The organism is Marinobacter fonticola, assembly GCF_008122265.1.
Taxonomy (GTDB): Bacteria; Pseudomonadota; Gammaproteobacteria; order Pseudomonadales; family Oleiphilaceae; genus Marinobacter_A; species Marinobacter_A fonticola.
In genome coordinates, this window is the sequence record NZ_CP043042.1 from 3,497,395 (window position 1) to 3,513,213 (window position 15,819).

The following is a 15,819-nucleotide window of genomic DNA, read 5'->3' on the forward strand; positions in this document are numbered from 1 at the left end:
CCTTGCAACTTAATCCTTCAGCTCCTCGGCCTTGGGCGGCAGACCGACCTTCACCTCGCTGAGATTCTCCTGACTCAACCCGCGCAGCAGTGCGAACATCATCGCAAAGACCAGGATAAACATTGGTAGGCCTACCACCGTAATGACCTGCTGAAGGGCAGTCAGCCCTGCTTCGCCGGCGAGAACGATCAACATCGCGGCCAAGACGCCTTCGGATACGCCCCAGAAAACCCGTTGATGCCAAGGGCCGGGGTCAGGCGTGCCGGTACACAGCATATCGACGACCAGTGAGGCCGAGTCCGACGAAGTAGCGAAAAATATAGCGACGATGACTACCGCCAACCCCTTAATCAAGGTTGCGGCCGGGAAGTTATCGAAAAACGCGAACATTGCCAGCGGCACGCTGTCTTCGACGGCAGAAGACAAAGAGCCCGCTTGAGCGCCCAGGGCCGCGCGAGCATCCTCGCCGATGCCATCGATCGCCATCGCCGACCAGCCGAAAATGGCGAACCAGATCAGGGTAAAGATGGACGGAGCGAACAGAACCCCAAGGACGAATTCGCGAATGGTGCGGCCACGGGAGATGCGCGCCACGAAAATACCGATAAAGGGCGACCAGGTGACTGTCCAGGCCCAATAAAAAACGGTCCAGGACCCCTGCCAGCCCCACCCACCCTCTTCATGGGTGTACTCTGCCAGCGCGTCGTTCCAGAACGCCATTGGCAGGATGTTGGAGATATAGATACCGAACGTCTCCACCAACGCGCGCAGCAAAAATACCGTAGATCCCGTGAAGAGCACGAAGAACATCAGGCCTACCGCCATACCGATATTAAGGTTGGACAGCCTTTTTACACCCTTATCCAAGCCGGCGACGATCGAGCTGACCGCGACGGCCGTGAGCACAACAATGATAACGACCTTAGTCGTTACCGAGTCAGAAACGCCAAGTAACTCGGTCAAGCCGGCGTTGATCTGCTGCGTACCCAGGCCGATCGATACGGCTACCCCAAACAACGTGCCGAGAATGGCTGCAACATCGAGCGTCTTCCCGAGAGGGCCATAGATCCGGTCGCCAATCAGCGAATAGAACACCGAACTGAAGCGCATCGGCAGATCATAGCGATAGATGAAATAGGCGAACGCGAGTCCCGGTAGGGTGAAGATCGCCCAGGTATGCAAACCCAGATGATAGATCGCGAAGCCTATGGCATCATCGGCGGCGTCCACGGAAAAAGGCTGGACCTCCGGCCGGGGTGGTTGCGAAAAGTGCGAAATCGGTTCGGCGACGCCCCAGAACATCAGCACCGTTCCAATGCCGCCAGCAAAGAGCATTGTGAACCAGGATACCCGCCCGTAGTCCGGGAGGGCGTCGTTGCCGCCCAATCGAATCGCGCCGTAGCGGCTCAGCGCGACCCATAGCAAAAATACGACCCAGGTCGTCACCCCGAAGATAAAGAACCAGCCGAGGTTGGTGACAACCCACGCCCGCCCGGCACCGAAGGCCTCACCTATGGGGCCGGGCGCCACCAGTAAGGCCACCAAGAAGACGACCATGATGCCCGCCGAAACGAAAAAAATGGTCGGATCGGTTCGTAGCCCGAGCTTGCGCGCAAGTTGTTCCATTAGCTATCTCCCTTTGGTCTCCCTAAAAGGTAGGCGCAATCAACGGAATGGGACAAATTACGTTACAATTTATTTGTGTGAGTGCCGTTTTGAATCGAACTGGCAGCACGCCGAGAAGCGTGGCAATCTCAAGAAAACGAGTTGGGCAGTATTCGTTTTTTCCTCAGCACCGTTTTTTATCAGCACCAGAGACCGTTTTCATCAGCACCAAGGAAGGAAAGGATGCTTATGCGCTCAAGCTATCTGCTAACACCGGTCAACGTACTAACCCCCATCAGCCTGGCACTCATGCTAACGGCCTGCGGCGACAAAGCGCAGCTCTCCGTTGAGCAAGGCACGGGTAAAGACCCACAGCTCCCTAGCCCAACCAAATCCTTTATCCCCACGGTCAATATCGCCGAGGCCACCGGCTGGCCTTCCGGCGACAAGCCCGATGCTGTCCAGGGCACCAAAGTGGTCGCCTTTGCCGATAACCTCAAACACCCCCGATGGCTCTATGTGCTGCCCAATGGCGACGTGCTGGTCGCGGAAACCAATGCCCAACCCAAGCCCGACAATAGCGACGACGGCTTCAGCATTCGCGGCTGGATTATGGGGATGCTCATGGAAGATGCAGGTGCCTCCGTGCCCAGCGCCGACCGCATCACCCTGCTCCGGGATAGCGATGGCGACGGGGTCGCGGACCAACGCTCGACACTGCTGGAAGACCTGACCTCGCCCTTCGGCATGGCGCTGGTCGAAAACAATCTTTACGTTGCCAATACCAACGCAGTCATGCGCTTCCCTTATGAAGAGGGCCAGACTCGGATTACCGCCGAGGGCTCCAAAGTCGCTGACCTCCCCGCCGGCCCGATCAATTATCACTGGACCAAAAGCCTGATCGCCAGTCCCGATGGCAGCAAACTCTACGTCGGCGTAGGCTCTAACAGCAACGTCGGCGAAAAGGGGCTGGACAAGGAAGAGGGACGCGCCGCGGTTTGGGAAATCGACTCCCAGACCGGCGAAAGCCGGACGTTTGCCACCGGTCTTCGTAACCCCGTCGGCATGGCCTGGGAAGCGGAGAGTGGCGAACTCTGGGTCGCAGTCAATGAGCGTGACGAGCTCGGCAGCGATCTGGTACCCGACTACATGACCTCCGTGCAGGAGGGCGGTTTTTACGGTTGGCCATACAGCTATTTCGGTCAGCACGTGGATGAGAGAGTGGAGCCCCAGGATCCGGACAAAGTCGCCAAGGCCATCGTACCCGATTATGCCCTAGGCCCTCACACGGCCTCTTTGGGCTTGACCTCAGCGGAGGGCAACGCATTGCCGGAACAGTTCCAGAACGGCATGTTCGTTGGCCAGCACGGCTCATGGAACCGTAAACCTCGCAGTGGTTACAAAGTGATCTTTGTACCCTTCGTCAATGGCGAGCCCGATGGCCGCCCCGTGGACGTCTTAACCGGATTCGTCAACGACGACGAGAAAGCTCAAGGCCGCCCGGTGGGCGTCATCATCGACAATAAGGGCGGATTGCTGGTCGCCGACGATGTGGGCAATGTTATTTGGCGAGTGAGTGGTGCCGAGTAGTGCACTACCTAATTAATAGAGTATGCGTGCTAATTAATGGAGTATGCGTGACCCCGGCTCGTCGCCTGTCAGCGGGACTGTGTGGCTGGCAAGGCGGCCGTCGCCAATTCAAGCGGATGTAACGCCGCTGGGAAGCCGAGAAAGCATGCTCGGAGGGAAACGCTGAGTCGACCGAGCCTTAAACATGTGTCGTTAATTACAACGCGCTAATGTGTCCGCAAAGCACGCACGTATTATCGATGGCAATACGAACTTAACCTAGGTTAATTCGTTTTAATAAATGAACGTTGCCTCATTTATCAAGTTACACCGCCAACCACTTGTTTAGTCTGAGTTTACCTATCTTGCCGCGTTTTCAATGCTGTAACACTACATCATAGTTTTAGCGCGTCCCTCTCCCCTATAATTTCCCCGCTATTAAGGAAGACAAGCTCTTAATAACTTAACACGGCATTAATACAAGTCACCCGCCAAACCGTGGAAGCGCTAGTGAATCATTCCCCCGTCGAATCCGCAATTGCCGAGTGGATCGCTGTTCTAGGCGAAACCGCCGTCGATACCAGTGGATCTGGAAATTTCGGCGCTTGCACTATGGGGACTTCACGCCATATTCCGGCGGTACTTCAACCAACGAACCATGAACAAATCGTAGCGGTGCTACAGATTGCGAACCGCTGGCGGGTAGCCCTTTACCCAATAAGCACAGGACATAATTGGGGCTACGGCAGCGCCAATCCGGTCGAAGATGGATGCGCCGTTCTCGATCTAAGCCGGCTTGACCGCATTTCCGATTTCGACCCCGATCTCGGTGTCGTCACTGTCGAACCCGGCGTCACGCAAGGCGATCTACGAAAGTTCCTCGATCGCCACGATGCCCGCTATCTTGTGCCGGTCACCGGTGCCGGGCCAACATGCAGCCTTCTTGGCAATGCCCTCGAGCGTGGTTACGGCATCACGCCAATTACGGATCACTTCGGGGCGGTGACTAACATCGAGGCGATCTTGCCCGACGGCAGTCTCTACCAGACTCCGCTCACCGAACTTGGCGGAAGAGAAGTAGACGGACTCTTCAAATGGGGCGTTGGCCCCTATATCGACGGCCTCTTTAGCCAAGGGAACTTCGGCGTGGTGGTGAAGATGACCATCGCCCTGGCCCCAGCCCCCGAAACAGTCACCGCCTTTTTCTTTTCCACAAAAGACGACGCCAAACTCGAGGCTCTCGTTCCCACTGTTCGACAGGTGCTGCGGACGCTTGGTGGATCCGTTGTGGCCATTAATTTGCTTAATAGCCAGCGCATGCTTTCCATGATGACGCCGTTCCCAGAAGACAAGGCCATTGATGGCGTGCTGCCCGCCGATGACGTTAACAGCCTCGCCAAAAGCCATGGCATTGCGGCTTGGAGTGGAGTTGGCGCAATTTATGCTTCAAGGGAAGTGGCCCGAGCGGCGCGACGCACGCTACGCCGCCTTCTTGGGCCAGTAACGGATCGACTCGTTTTTGTCGACCGACGAAAAGTTGGCACCGCGCGCAACCTTGCTCGCGTGCTTCCCGGAAAATTATCAACTCGAATCAGAGGGATGGCAGACACACTCTCAGGCGCACTGGACATCATGCACGGCACGCCCAACGACGTTGCGTTGGCGCTGGCATACTGGCGCTCGGGCACAATGCCGAAAGCTAACACGCCGAAGGACCCCGCCAGAGATGGCTGCGGCCTGATATGGTTTGCGCCGCTCGTCCCGATTCGAGCTCAAGATGTGCGCCGATATGTCGATATGATCGAAAGCATTTGTCCACAGCATGGCGTCAACCCACTAATTACCTTAACGACCGTGAACGATCGCTGTTTCGATTCCACGGTTCCCTTGCTCTTTGATCGCACTGATGCGGAGGCAACAGTGCGGGCCAACGCCTGCTATCAGGCGCTTTACGAGGCGGGAAAAAAAGAAGGCTTCTTGCCATACCGCCTTAATATTGACGCGATGGATACGCTTAACGCTCAGGGTTCTGTTTTCACCAGACTTGCCAGGCAGCTAAAAGCTGCAGTCGATCCGAATTTGATTCTGGCACCGGGACGCTATGTTCCCCGCTGTACGAGGTCTGACCAGTAGTGTCCTCGATGACGTTTTACTTTTTTCTGCAGTAGGCCGCCCGTTGCGGTTCAGGCGGTATTTTCACTAAAAACCCTACTTTCACAGTACAACGTTTCCCTTAAGGGAAAGATAGAGGACTTGAAAATGAACGCAGGCTCTTCATTTCATAGAAAAGAAAGAATCTCAGCGCCCCGCGAAGTCACCGAGGACATCAGCAGCATCTTCAACTCCGTTTTCGAGGTTGCAGTCGCGACAACCGAAGAAACGGTCAACAAGGTTCTCGAAGTCCGGTACCAGGTTTATTGTGTCGACCGGTCTTTCGAAGACCCGAACCGTTTTGTCGATAAGAGAGAGCGCGACAGCTATGACCCCCGCTCCGCTCACGCCCTGATCCGGCACCGGACCACAGGAGATAGCGTCGCTGCGGTTCGCCTCGTGCTGGCAGGCGATACACCCGACCAATCGGACTTCCCAATGGAAGAACCCTGCGTTCGGCAGATGAATCAGCAAGCTCAGAACGCGATCGCGGAAACGCCTCGCCAGCATATCGCTGAAATATCCAGAATGGCGGTAAGCCGCGAATTTCGCCGGCGCCTTAACGAGGACCAATCAACCTCCGGCATCAGCGATCAAGCCTGTTATGCCGACGCCGAGGGTGGCAAGCGGGCCATGCCCTACATTAGCCTGGGGCTGTTTGCCGCTATCCTACAGATGTCCGTTAAGCACGGCGTGACTCACTGGATGGCGGTGATGGAACCGGCTCAGCTGCGTCTGCTAAAACGCTTTGGTGTGGAGTTCGATCATGTGGGCCCATTAATGGAGTATCACGGCCGCCGCCGCCCCGCCTTCACAGAAGCAGCATCACTGATCGAAGGCATTCGCAAGCGTCGCCCAGACGTGTGGGCTTTGATCACTGAATCAGGTCGCTATTTGCCAGCCAAACCAGATAGTCATCAGAAAGAAGTGGCTCACCGTCCTCAGACGACTACAGCCAAGTACAGAAAGGTGGCGTAATCTAACGGACCGAACAAACGACTGGCCCGAAAAGATCTACCCCGTCTCAAGCATTATTTCAGTTTTCCAAAAAGCATTTTTGCTTCACGAAGAAAGCTTGAGTAAAAAACCCCCGCCAGAGCGGGGGTTTTTCATGTGCAGAGTCAACTCAATATTATGACTTTGCTGCTTTCCTGCGTGACAGGCCAAGACCAGCGATACCCATGCCTAGCAGGGCAAGAGTGCCGGGCTCAGGTACGTCAACAGGTGAAGACGTGATCCGGAACCGGGTCTCGAAGTTGTTGATCTGGCCTTCCTGGGTCAGAAGACCCACACAGCCGGATGCGGCACCTGCTTGGGCACATGCATCGTCGTCCAACCGAGCCAAACCATCCAACTGAAGGAAAACGGTGTACGAGAAGTCGTCAATGGTGAACGACTCTGACGAGAACTCGAAGCCGTCGTCGCCGACCGGCATGCCGCCCAAGTCATCAATGTTACCAACGGTGAAAATGTCATCGCAGTTCGAAGTGGAAGCTGCAACACAATCTCCATTGTTCAATGTTTCACTGAAAAAGCTAACAAAGGTCCGCATTTGCGGGGGCAGCGGATCGCCAGCCGGAGTAGCTGGAGTCAATGTCAGCGAAGAATTCAGATCAAAGCTGGTCAAAGCTGAGTCGTTGGCACCAATAATATTGTTGGTGTGAGTGAACGTTCCGCCATCGACGTAGTCACCATTAGTCATCAAGCCACTAGAGGCGTTGACATCGGTAATTGAGATGGAAGACTGCTCAGGATGACGATCGTCAACAACACCCCAAGACAGAACGCGATTTTCGTCGGACGCTGTAACGCTGCCAGCACCGTCGCTGCCAGAGAAGTCGGTGAAGGAACTGTTAACTTGATAGCCCCAATCGGTGATCAGCTCTGCACTGGCAGATTGCGCGCCCAAGGCGAAGGGCACAACGAGTGAAGCTAGAAGTGTTTTTTTCATGGCACCTTTCATATTTATCTCTCCTTGATGATGGAAGCTGAAATTGACGCGAGGACATCAGCGGTGTCACACAGCTTAAAGCACCTTCTATGCCACTTTTAAAAGAATATTATTTTCAAATACTTACAACAAAGCACGATAAATGAAAGTAGGTAAGTGTAAGTGTTCTCGACGTCTTCGCCAGCCTAACGGATCGCCTAAAACGCCATATCGCCAGTCGCAAATCGCCCTCCCAGGGCTTTTAATAACAAAACCATCTAACTATTTTTTTTTGATTTGTTTTTAGAACAAAAACGAGCGTAAACGCCAGGGTAAGCTCAAGCAGCGTAAATTATACTGACGCCTGGGAACTGCAAAAAAACCGGACCCAGGCGCCCGCCAGGAAAACGCCTTTCACCTCAATCGTATTCAATTCCCGTAAGCCAACGCAGGCAAGACGCTTCCTTTGCACACAGTCATGTTAGGCTCCCACATTAGACGGCCGGTCGCAGGTCTTTGGGGCACCCAGCCCGCCATAATTAACGGGCATCTGCCGACGAGAAAGCCGTCATGACCCTGTACCTCAGGTTTCATCGTTAGTTACAGTTGCGGTATCTCTCACCAAACGGAAGTCGTTGCTATCCTCCGACAATGACGCACGCCTATTTTCTCGGCTGCCCGCAGTGGCAGGATCCACGCTGGAACACAATGCTACCGCCAGGCGGAAGCCCGCTTGAGCGCTACAGCCACGCGCTCAACTGCGTCGAGGGAAACACGACCTTTTATGCCACGCCCAGCCAGGCGCAATGCCAGCAATGGCGGACGCAGGTACCTGACGGCTTCCGTTTTCTACTCAAGTTTCCAAGGTCGATTACGCACGACCAATTACTGGCTGGACCACGGTCTGACGTCTATGAGTTTCTGGAGATCATCGCCCCACTCGGCGATGTACTCGGCCCCTTCCTCGTACAGCTACCTGCCGTGTTCGGGCCCGAGCATCTGGATCGCCTGTGGCGCTTTGTCGATGGGCTGCCGGCTTCACTGACCTGCACGGTCGAAGTCAGGCACGGCGCCTTCTTTGAAAAAGGAGAGGCAGAGAAAACGCTGAATCGCGGCCTACGAGAAAGGAATATTGCCCGCGTGTCCCTTGATAGTCGTGCCCTTTTCTCCGCCAAGCCGGACAACGAAGCAACCGTAGACGCGCAACGCAAGAAACCGAACTTACCGGTGCACTTACTACCCTTCGACGCGCCGCCGGTGATCCGCTATATCGGCCACCCTGAACTGGAAGCCAATCGCCCGTTTCTGGCGCCTTGGATTGAGCGGGTAGCCGTTTGGATCGAAGAAGGAAGGCAGCCTTTTTTCCTGGTGCATATGCCGGACAACGGCGAAGCCCTTCCGCTTGCTGCGCTTTGGAGTGAAATGCTGAGTGAGCGTGTGGAGGATGTGACGGCCCTGAGTCTTAAGGAGAACCGCCCCCAAATGGGGTTATTCTAGGTTCACCTCTAGGCCCAATTCGTTTCGATTCGCACACAACAAACCGAAACCAACCCATACCGCGACCGCCCTATTTACGCCAACCTTGTTAAGCTGAACCTTGAACCTGCCTGTCCAGCTCCCGAGTCATCTCTGGCGGAAGATCCAGTGCGCGAGCCAACTGATCCAGCCAAGCACGCTCCATCGAATTTTGCTCATCGATAATGGCGGCGCTGACGAGATAGATCTCCCGGCTAGCCTGAGGTGAGTCTGCATTCTTTGCCAGAATAGCCGCATCAAGCGGTGCATCGAACTGCTGCTGTATCCAGGCATGCAGCTCGTCGTCCGGACCCAGCTTTTCTATCTCCTGAGTCAACAAGGCCCGCTCGTCGGCATCGATATGTCCGTCTGCCCGGGCGGCCATGATCATCGCCTGCAAGATTTCCAGCCCCCGCCGTTCCTGCGCCTGGCCCTGCAGTTGCTCCAACGGCTGCCCCTGCCGAGCCTCATTTGCCGGGGCGTCGCTCGAAGCATTGGCCTGATAGCTTTGGTATGCCTTCCACGCCAGCATGCCGATCCCTGCCAGAGCGCCATATTTCAGTGTTGAGCCCCCCATCTTCCGGCCTCGCTTGGAGCCCACCATGGCCCCTAAGGCCCCGCCCACCAGCTTCTTGGCATCGATACCGCCGGCCGAGCCTTTCCCACCTTTTAGCTGAGAGGAGAGACCGTCAACCACCTTGCCAACACTCGTTCCACGTCCTTGTCCTTGTCCTGGACGGGACGAATGGCCAGAAGCCTGTTTAACTAGCTGGTTAAGTATTGAAGATACATTCATGTCGACGCCCCCTGAATCTGAAATTCCTAAAAATTTGGAGTATCTGAACTTGGAATTATCCCAGTCTAATCTGCGGTTCAGACCTGGTTCATTAAACCGGCGTTACGTCGATGTCAGGCATGACACGTAGCCTATAAAGGCACGAAAGTAGCATCCGCGCCTGACAATGCTACTCTTGATTAGGACGCTAGCGTTTCAAACAGTCGGGCGAGAACCGACTTAATAAACTGGAGAGATTTCATGGCCATTGGCGTTTGGATCAGTCTACTACTCTATTTTGCCCTGATGCTTAGCATCGGCTTTTACGCGTGGCGCAAATCGACGGCGTCTTCGGAAGAATACATGCTGGGCGGTCGCCAGCTCAGCCCGGCCGTAGCCGCGCTGTCTGCCGGTGCGTCGGACATGAGTGGATGGCTACTCTTGGGTCTGCCTGGGGCATTGTATGCGACAGGTCTTGTCGAGGCCTGGATCGGTATCGGGCTGTTCGTCGGCGCTTTCGTTAATTGGATCGTCGTGGCGCCGCGCCTGCGCGAGCAGACCGAACGTTACGACAACAGCTTGACCATTCCGCAGTTTCTCTCTAACCGCTTCCCCAGCAGAGCCATGGCGCTCAGGACCATCTCGGCGATCGTCATTGTCGTATTCTTCGCCGTGTATACGGCATCAGGCCTGGTCGCCGGTGGCAAGCTTTTCATGAGCGCCTTCGGCTCTCTAATAGACTCCTCCACCTTCAGCGACTACTCCATTGGCGTCTGGTTAACCCTCGGCATCGTGCTCACCTATACTGTCATCGGCGGTTTCCTGGCGGTTAGCCTCACGGACTTCGTGCAAGGCTCCATCATGATGCTGGCGCTTATCGTCATGCCCGCCGTCGTGCTTTTCGGCAGCGGTGGTGGCGGCTTCGACCAGGCGTCGGAGACGTTGGCCCAAGTCGATCCTAACTTTTTATCCTGGACGAATGGATTGACCTTTATTGGGTTCCTGTCTGCCGTTACCTGGGGCCTAGGCTATTTCGGGCAGCCGCATATCATCGTGCGCTTCATGGCCATACGGACGGTCGGCGAAGTGCCCAAAGCGCGCAACATCGGCATGACCTGGATGGCCATTTCATTGATTGGCGCTATCAGCCTCGGCGTGTTCGGCCGCGCCTATGCTGTTCGTAACGGGCTGGATGTGGGCGACTCGGAAACGATCTTTATCGTCCTAGCCGATCTGCTCTTCCATCCGCTGATCACCGGTTTCCTATATGCAGCCTTGCTGGCGGCGATCATGAGCACGATCTCCAGTCAATTGCTGGTCTCATCGTCGTCACTGACAGAGGATTTTTATCGTTTGTTCCTGCGCAAAGAAGCCACCGATAGCGAGAGCGTCATGATCGGGCGTATCAGCGTGCTGATCGTCGGTGTCATCGCAGCATTCATCGCCAGCAACCCGGATTCACAGGTTCTGGGCTTGGTGAGCAACGCCTGGGCCGGCTTCGGTGCGGCCTTCGGCCCGCTGATAATCCTGTCACTGACGTGGTCGCGTATGTCGGGCACGGGCGCGGTGGCCGGCCTCGTGGTTGGCGCGCTCACGGTGATCGTGTGGATTGCCCTAGGCTGGAACAGCAGCTTCCTGGGCGGACCTGGCGTCTACGAGATCATCCCCGGCTTTGTCGCCGCGTGGGCCGCGATCTACTTCGTGAGCCTCGCAACGGCATCCTCAGGCGAGTTCCGGGCACTTGAGAAAAGCTAAGGGGCAGACCTTCAAACCCCGTGGCTATCACAGCCACGGGGTTAAAAATCTGTTCGTCGTAGACGTTATCCGGCCACCGGTCGGCTAGCGAAACGCACAAGGCATAGACGGCACCCGGTTGCATCAGATGACCGGCCTGATCGTGTTTATTGCGGCAACGGACAAAGCCCACCCGGCACCGCCACGATCCAGTCCCGGATCGCAAGAATCGTCGGATCCTGCCGCCGGCTTTCCGGATACACCAGATAGAACGGCTTGCCCGCCAGCTCCGGCCCAAAGGGCTGCATCAGGCGGCCCTCAGCCAGCTCATCCGCTATCAAGGGACGACTCATTAACGCCACGCCCTGCCCCCCGATGGCGGCGGAAATGGCGTGGGTTTCGTCGGAGAAGACCAGCCCGGCACTGACGTCCAGCCCCGGTATTCGTGCGTGTTTTTGCCAGCCGGCCCAATCGACCGGTGACACGGACGTCGCCTGGGGCCGGAAGTGAATCAGCGGATGCTGCGTCAGATCCGCCGCATCGCGCAGGTCGAGATAGGGACTGCAGGCGGGGATGAAGATATTGTCGAATAGCTTCTCAGCCACCAGCCCCGGCCAACGGCCATCGCCATAGCGAATGGCAAGATCAGCCGTTACCCCATCCAGCGCCACAGCCTCATGTGAGGCGTGGAAGCGCAAGTCGATGCCCGGGTGCGAATCCCGCAACATACACACCCACGAGAGCAACCACCGCACCGCGACTGCCGGCGTCGTGGAAAGCGTGACGGCCTGACGCGCTGGCGTGGTTTTCAGGCGCTCAATAACATTGCCGATGTTGTCGAACGACGCTTCCAAAACCTGCTGCAGCTCCCGGCCCTGGGACGTCAACTCAAGCTGCCTGGGTTTGCGCACGAACAAGGCAACTCCAAGCGCCTCCTCCAGCCCACGGATCTGATGGCTAATCGCCGTGGCTGTCACGGAAAGCTCCTGGGCGGCCTGCTTGGCGCTCTCATGGCGAGCGGCGGCTTCGAAAGCCCGCAGGGCTGAAAGGGATGGCAACCGACGCGGATGCATGGATGAAACCACCTCACCTGTAAAGGAAAGAAATGATCGTTTGTGGCTAATAAACGCGGGGCATTAGGCTGAGTTTGCTGTCAATAACAGATGAATTCAAATTAAGGAGCCTTACCATGACTCACATCCTGAAAATCGATGCCAGCGCAAGACCGGGTTTTGCCGGTACCGACGAACACGGTTCCCACAGCCGTAAACTGACCCATCAGTTTGTCAGCCGGTGGCTAGCCCGACGCCCGGAAGATACCCTCACTTACCGGGACATCGGCACGGCCCCGCCGTCCTTTATCACCCATGAATGGATTCAGTCGGCCTTCACGCCGCGCGAACGTCAGGAGCCTTGGATGGCTCGCGTACTCGCAGAAAGCGACCAGCTGATCGACGAACTGGCCGCCGCGGACATCTTGGTGATAGGCGCTCCGCTGTATAATTTCGGCATGCCCGCCACCCTAAAAGCCTGGGTTGATCTTGTGGTGCGCATGGGCCGCACCGTGGACTACGACCCGGCCACCCCGGAAGCGCCCTTCATCCCCAAACTGGCCGACCGACCGCGCCACGCCGTCATCCTCTCCTCCCGGGGCAGCGCCGGTTTCGAGCCTGACGGAGCGCTGGCTCACATGAACCATCTCGAACCGGGCCTGGCCACTGTCCTCGAGTTTATCGGTATTACCAACGTCCACTCGATCGCCATCGAGAACCAGGAAACCGGCGGTGAACAACTTGCGGACTCGGTAGCAGCTGCAGAGCGTCGGATAGATAAACTCGTGGATGAACTGAATGCCGCTTTCAGCGCCACTCGAGAGCCTGAGCCAGCTTGAGTATATTGTCGCGAATGGCAGAGGGCAGCAGAGGACGCTGTCCTTTTTCACATGGCCACCTATTTTACGGATATTACCCATAGCCACGGACGGCTACAAAGCTAGGCTAGGAATTCTGCTCGATCCTTCACCTTCCGCAAGCAACTAGCCAAGGAGACGGCTTATGGCAACTTATCCCGAACGAACGTCCGCGCCAGACGAGCGCAGTTTCGCTGCATTACTCACCTTTCTCGGGGTTGCCTTTTCCTTCAGCGTGACCATGATCGGCACCACATTGCCTACGCCGCTCTACCCGATATACCAGGACGCCTTCGGATTTTCACAGTTGATGATCACCATAATTTTTGCGGTCTACGCAGGCGGTGTGATTGCGGCGCTGGTGACCACTGGGCGCTGGTCCGATCAATTGGGACGCAGGCCATTACTGTTCGCTGGCCTGGCCTGCTCGCTCATTAGCGATTTGCTGTTCTGGCAAGCCGACGGGCTGGCGCTGATCCTTGCGGGGCGGGTGCTTTCGGGCTTCTCTGCCGGCATTTTCACCGGCACGGCTACCGTGGCTGTTATGGAACTGGCTCCGCCGCACTGGCGTGAGCGGGCAACGTTCATTGCCACAGCCGCCAACATGGGGGGACTGGGGCTTGGCCCGATGTTGGCTGGCGCCCTATCGCAATACTTACCCGCACCTTTGGCGCTACCCTACCTGGCGCATACCGGGCTCGCGGCTCTGGCGTTGCTATGTATCTGGCAGGCTCCGGAAACGGCATCAAGGCCGGCTCATCCAAAGCTGTCCCTTCAACGCTTGAGCGTCCCTCCAGCAGTGCGCGGTGTATTCGTGCCGGCGGCTATAGCCGGTTTCGCCGGTTTCGCTGTTTGCGGTTTCTTCACCTCGATTGCCCCGGCGATGATGGGAAAAGTCCTTGGCTACGATAACCGTCTGCTGATCGGGTTGGTGGCAGGCAGCATCTTTATCGCCTCGACACTCGGTCAGTTCATGCAGGGCAAACTGCCACTCAATCTCCGTCTACCACTGGGAAGCGCTATGCTCGTGGCCAGTGTCATCCCGTTAGCCCTGGGCATTCACCTACAGTCACTCGCGCTGTTCATGCTTGGAGCGATCATCGCAGGCATGGGTCAGGGCGTCGCCTTTCGCGCCGGCATGGGCGCTATTACTGCGGCCAGCCCGCCGGACGAGCGAGCGGCCGTTGCGTCGACTTTCTTTGTTGTGGCCTATGTTGCTATCTCTGTGCCGGTGATTGGTATCGGGTTCATGGCGAGTGTCATTAGTCTTCAGACTACGGGGATTATCTTCGCCATTTTCGTGGGTCTGCTGGCGGTTGTGGCCCTGGTACTTCTGTTGCTACCGGGCCGGAAACAAGAGTGAGATTCACTTACCGCGTGAAAGCACGAGGGTGTCGTATTCCCTAAGCATAAAGAGCGCTGCGCACGCCGCGAGCATGGGCCAGGCGGTGAAGAAAAGCAGGTTATCGAACGGTTGTAGGTACTTGCCGAATGATGAAAACGTTGAAATAGCATGGAACACCAGTATGGCGCCATAGGTCCAGGTTTTCAGAAGGCCACCGGCAAACATCAAGATCAGTACTAACTGAAATCCGCCAATGACATAGAAAAAGAGGTCACCCATCCCCTCAAGGAAATAAAAACCAGCGAATACGCGGGCCGCATGCTCTGGATTAAAGAACTTGTCCAATGTCCAGAACAGGAAAACAACAAAGATCCCCAACCGCAGAAGCAAAAGGGCAAAGGGTAAATTCTTGGGCATGGTAAACAACTCCTTGTTCGTCGACGTGGTTCTTGCGTGACCGCTAGTGACTCTTAACAGGTGAAGAAGTTCCGTAATCGCTTGGCGCGACAGACCATCAAACAACTCCGCCCGGTTATTTCGCCATATGCTCGGCATAAGCCACCAGGAAAGCGTTTTCCTGAAACACCTTTAATCCGGTGTCAGTAAAGTCGATGGGCACGGGGTTGGCGGCAAGCGTCGATTTGATGCTGGAAGGCGGGATTAACGTCACCGCTATATCTGCACCTGATATCAGCTGAATGGCGGCCTCGAGCTTGAAGCTGATGGCGCCACCGGCGAATTTGCCTTTAGGCATGCGCTCTTTGATCGCGACTTTAGTCACGCCGTTAGCCGTCATTAACGCCAGAAAGGAAGCCTGAAACTGCAACAGGTCTTCACGTGTGTGGTTCTTCTTTAGCGAGAGTTTACGGACCTTGCACTCCGGTAGCGTGAACCGCCCCTGCTCAAGACCAAGTAAACAAATAACGGCATCGCTGCCGGCCAGTTCCACACCGCAAATAATCATACTGATGCCTTCCTAGTGTCCCTTAAAACAAGGGTATTCTCGATGGTCGACTGGCGGTAAAACCTGAATACGGGCTACGTCCACCGGTGACTTAGTGTGCCGTGCGGTTAATTCGCTGACCTACTGCGAGCTTCTGAAGGCTTTGGGCAAGGCGCTGCTTTGAAGGCATGGTGGTTCCATGTCGAAGAGCAGCAACGCCGATCCAAAGCCTTCAGAAGCTCGCCCGAAGGGAGGCCCTGAGAATCTGGCTAGCGGCGTTGCAGCGACTCGATGTGGAACCAGCACACCCTCGCCGCCGCTCCTTGCTTTCCAGATTCTCAGG

General features: G+C 56.3%; 13 protein-coding genes. 7 read left to right on the forward strand and 6 right to left on the reverse strand.

Annotated features, from left to right (window positions below; all coding sequences use genetic code 11):
• Positions 1-9 precede the first annotated feature (9 nt).
• The gene (locus FXO11_RS15595) at positions 10-1,626 is read right to left on the reverse strand and encodes a BCCT family transporter (RefSeq protein WP_148863845.1); all 1,617 of its coding nucleotides are present in this window, start codon (positions 1,624-1,626) and stop codon (positions 10-12) included.
• Positions 1,627-1,854: 228 nt separating this feature from the next.
• Between FXO11_RS15595 and FXO11_RS15600 the strand changes: the two genes are divergently transcribed.
• The 3 genes from FXO11_RS15600 to FXO11_RS15610 all read left to right on the forward strand — a co-directional run bounded on the left by FXO11_RS15600 (position 1,855) and on the right by FXO11_RS15610 (position 6,303).
• On the forward strand, positions 1,855-3,195 hold the full coding sequence (locus tag FXO11_RS15600; protein ID WP_148863846.1) for a PQQ-dependent sugar dehydrogenase: 1,341 nt from the start codon (positions 1,855-1,857) through the stop codon (positions 3,193-3,195).
• 489 nt (positions 3,196-3,684) lie between these two features.
• The gene (locus FXO11_RS15605) at positions 3,685-5,307 is read left to right on the forward strand and encodes an FAD-binding oxidoreductase (RefSeq protein WP_148863847.1); all 1,623 of its coding nucleotides are present in this window, start codon (positions 3,685-3,687) and stop codon (positions 5,305-5,307) included.
• Between the two features lie 126 nt (positions 5,308-5,433).
• Positions 5,434-6,303, forward strand: coding sequence for a PEP-CTERM/exosortase system-associated acyltransferase (locus tag FXO11_RS15610; RefSeq protein ID WP_148863848.1), 870 nt, complete (start codon positions 5,434-5,436; stop codon positions 6,301-6,303).
• Between the two features lie 154 nt (positions 6,304-6,457).
• Here FXO11_RS15610 and FXO11_RS15615 read toward each other — a convergent pair whose 3' ends face one another.
• Complete coding sequence (locus tag FXO11_RS15615; RefSeq protein WP_148863849.1) at positions 6,458-7,288, reverse strand: THxN family PEP-CTERM protein; 831 nt, start codon at positions 7,286-7,288, stop codon at positions 6,458-6,460.
• A gap of 675 nt (positions 7,289-7,963) precedes the next feature.
• On the opposite strand from FXO11_RS15615, the gene FXO11_RS15620 reads away from it, so the two are divergent.
• Positions 7,964-8,752, forward strand: coding sequence for a DUF72 domain-containing protein (locus tag FXO11_RS15620; RefSeq protein WP_227545928.1), 789 nt, complete (start codon positions 7,964-7,966; stop codon positions 8,750-8,752).
• An 88-nt stretch (positions 8,753-8,840) separates the two neighbouring features.
• On the opposite strand, the gene FXO11_RS15625 is transcribed toward FXO11_RS15620, so the two are convergent.
• Positions 8,841-9,467 carry a tellurite resistance TerB family protein gene (locus tag FXO11_RS15625; protein ID WP_227545929.1) on the reverse strand — a complete coding sequence of 209 codons (627 nt, stop codon included), beginning with the start codon at positions 9,465-9,467 and terminating at the stop codon, positions 8,841-8,843.
• A 339-nt stretch (positions 9,468-9,806) separates the two neighbouring features.
• Here FXO11_RS15625 and putP point away from each other — a divergent pair, with 339 nt between their 5' ends.
• Complete coding sequence (gene putP / locus FXO11_RS15630) at positions 9,807-11,300, forward strand: sodium/proline symporter PutP (protein WP_148863852.1); 1,494 nt, start codon at positions 9,807-9,809, stop codon at positions 11,298-11,300.
• A 146-nt stretch (positions 11,301-11,446) separates the two neighbouring features.
• Here putP and FXO11_RS15635 read toward each other — a convergent pair whose 3' ends face one another.
• A complete protein-coding gene (locus tag FXO11_RS15635) occupies positions 11,447-12,352 on the reverse strand; it encodes a LysR substrate-binding domain-containing protein (RefSeq protein ID WP_148863853.1) in 906 nt (301 codons plus the stop codon).
• A gap of 116 nt (positions 12,353-12,468) precedes the next feature.
• Between FXO11_RS15635 and FXO11_RS15640 the strand changes: the two genes are divergently transcribed.
• Complete coding sequence (locus FXO11_RS15640; RefSeq protein WP_148863854.1) at positions 12,469-13,170, forward strand: FMN-dependent NADH-azoreductase; 702 nt, start codon at positions 12,469-12,471, stop codon at positions 13,168-13,170.
• Between the two features lie 163 nt (positions 13,171-13,333).
• Entirely contained in the window at positions 13,334-14,551 is a 1,218-nt protein-coding gene (locus FXO11_RS15645; protein WP_148863855.1) for an MFS transporter, read from the forward strand.
• A 3-nt stretch (positions 14,552-14,554) separates the two neighbouring features.
• Here the strand turns inward: FXO11_RS15645 and FXO11_RS15650 are convergent, their stop codons facing one another.
• Together FXO11_RS15650 and FXO11_RS15655 are read right to left on the reverse strand one after the other, a co-directional pair.
• Complete coding sequence (locus FXO11_RS15650; protein WP_148863856.1) at positions 14,555-14,950, reverse strand: hypothetical protein; 396 nt, start codon at positions 14,948-14,950, stop codon at positions 14,555-14,557.
• Between the two features lie 115 nt (positions 14,951-15,065).
• On the reverse strand, positions 15,066-15,497 hold the full coding sequence (locus FXO11_RS15655; protein WP_148863857.1) for a DUF3010 family protein: 432 nt from the start codon (positions 15,495-15,497) through the stop codon (positions 15,066-15,068).
• Between the last annotated feature and the right edge of the window lie 322 nt (positions 15,498-15,819).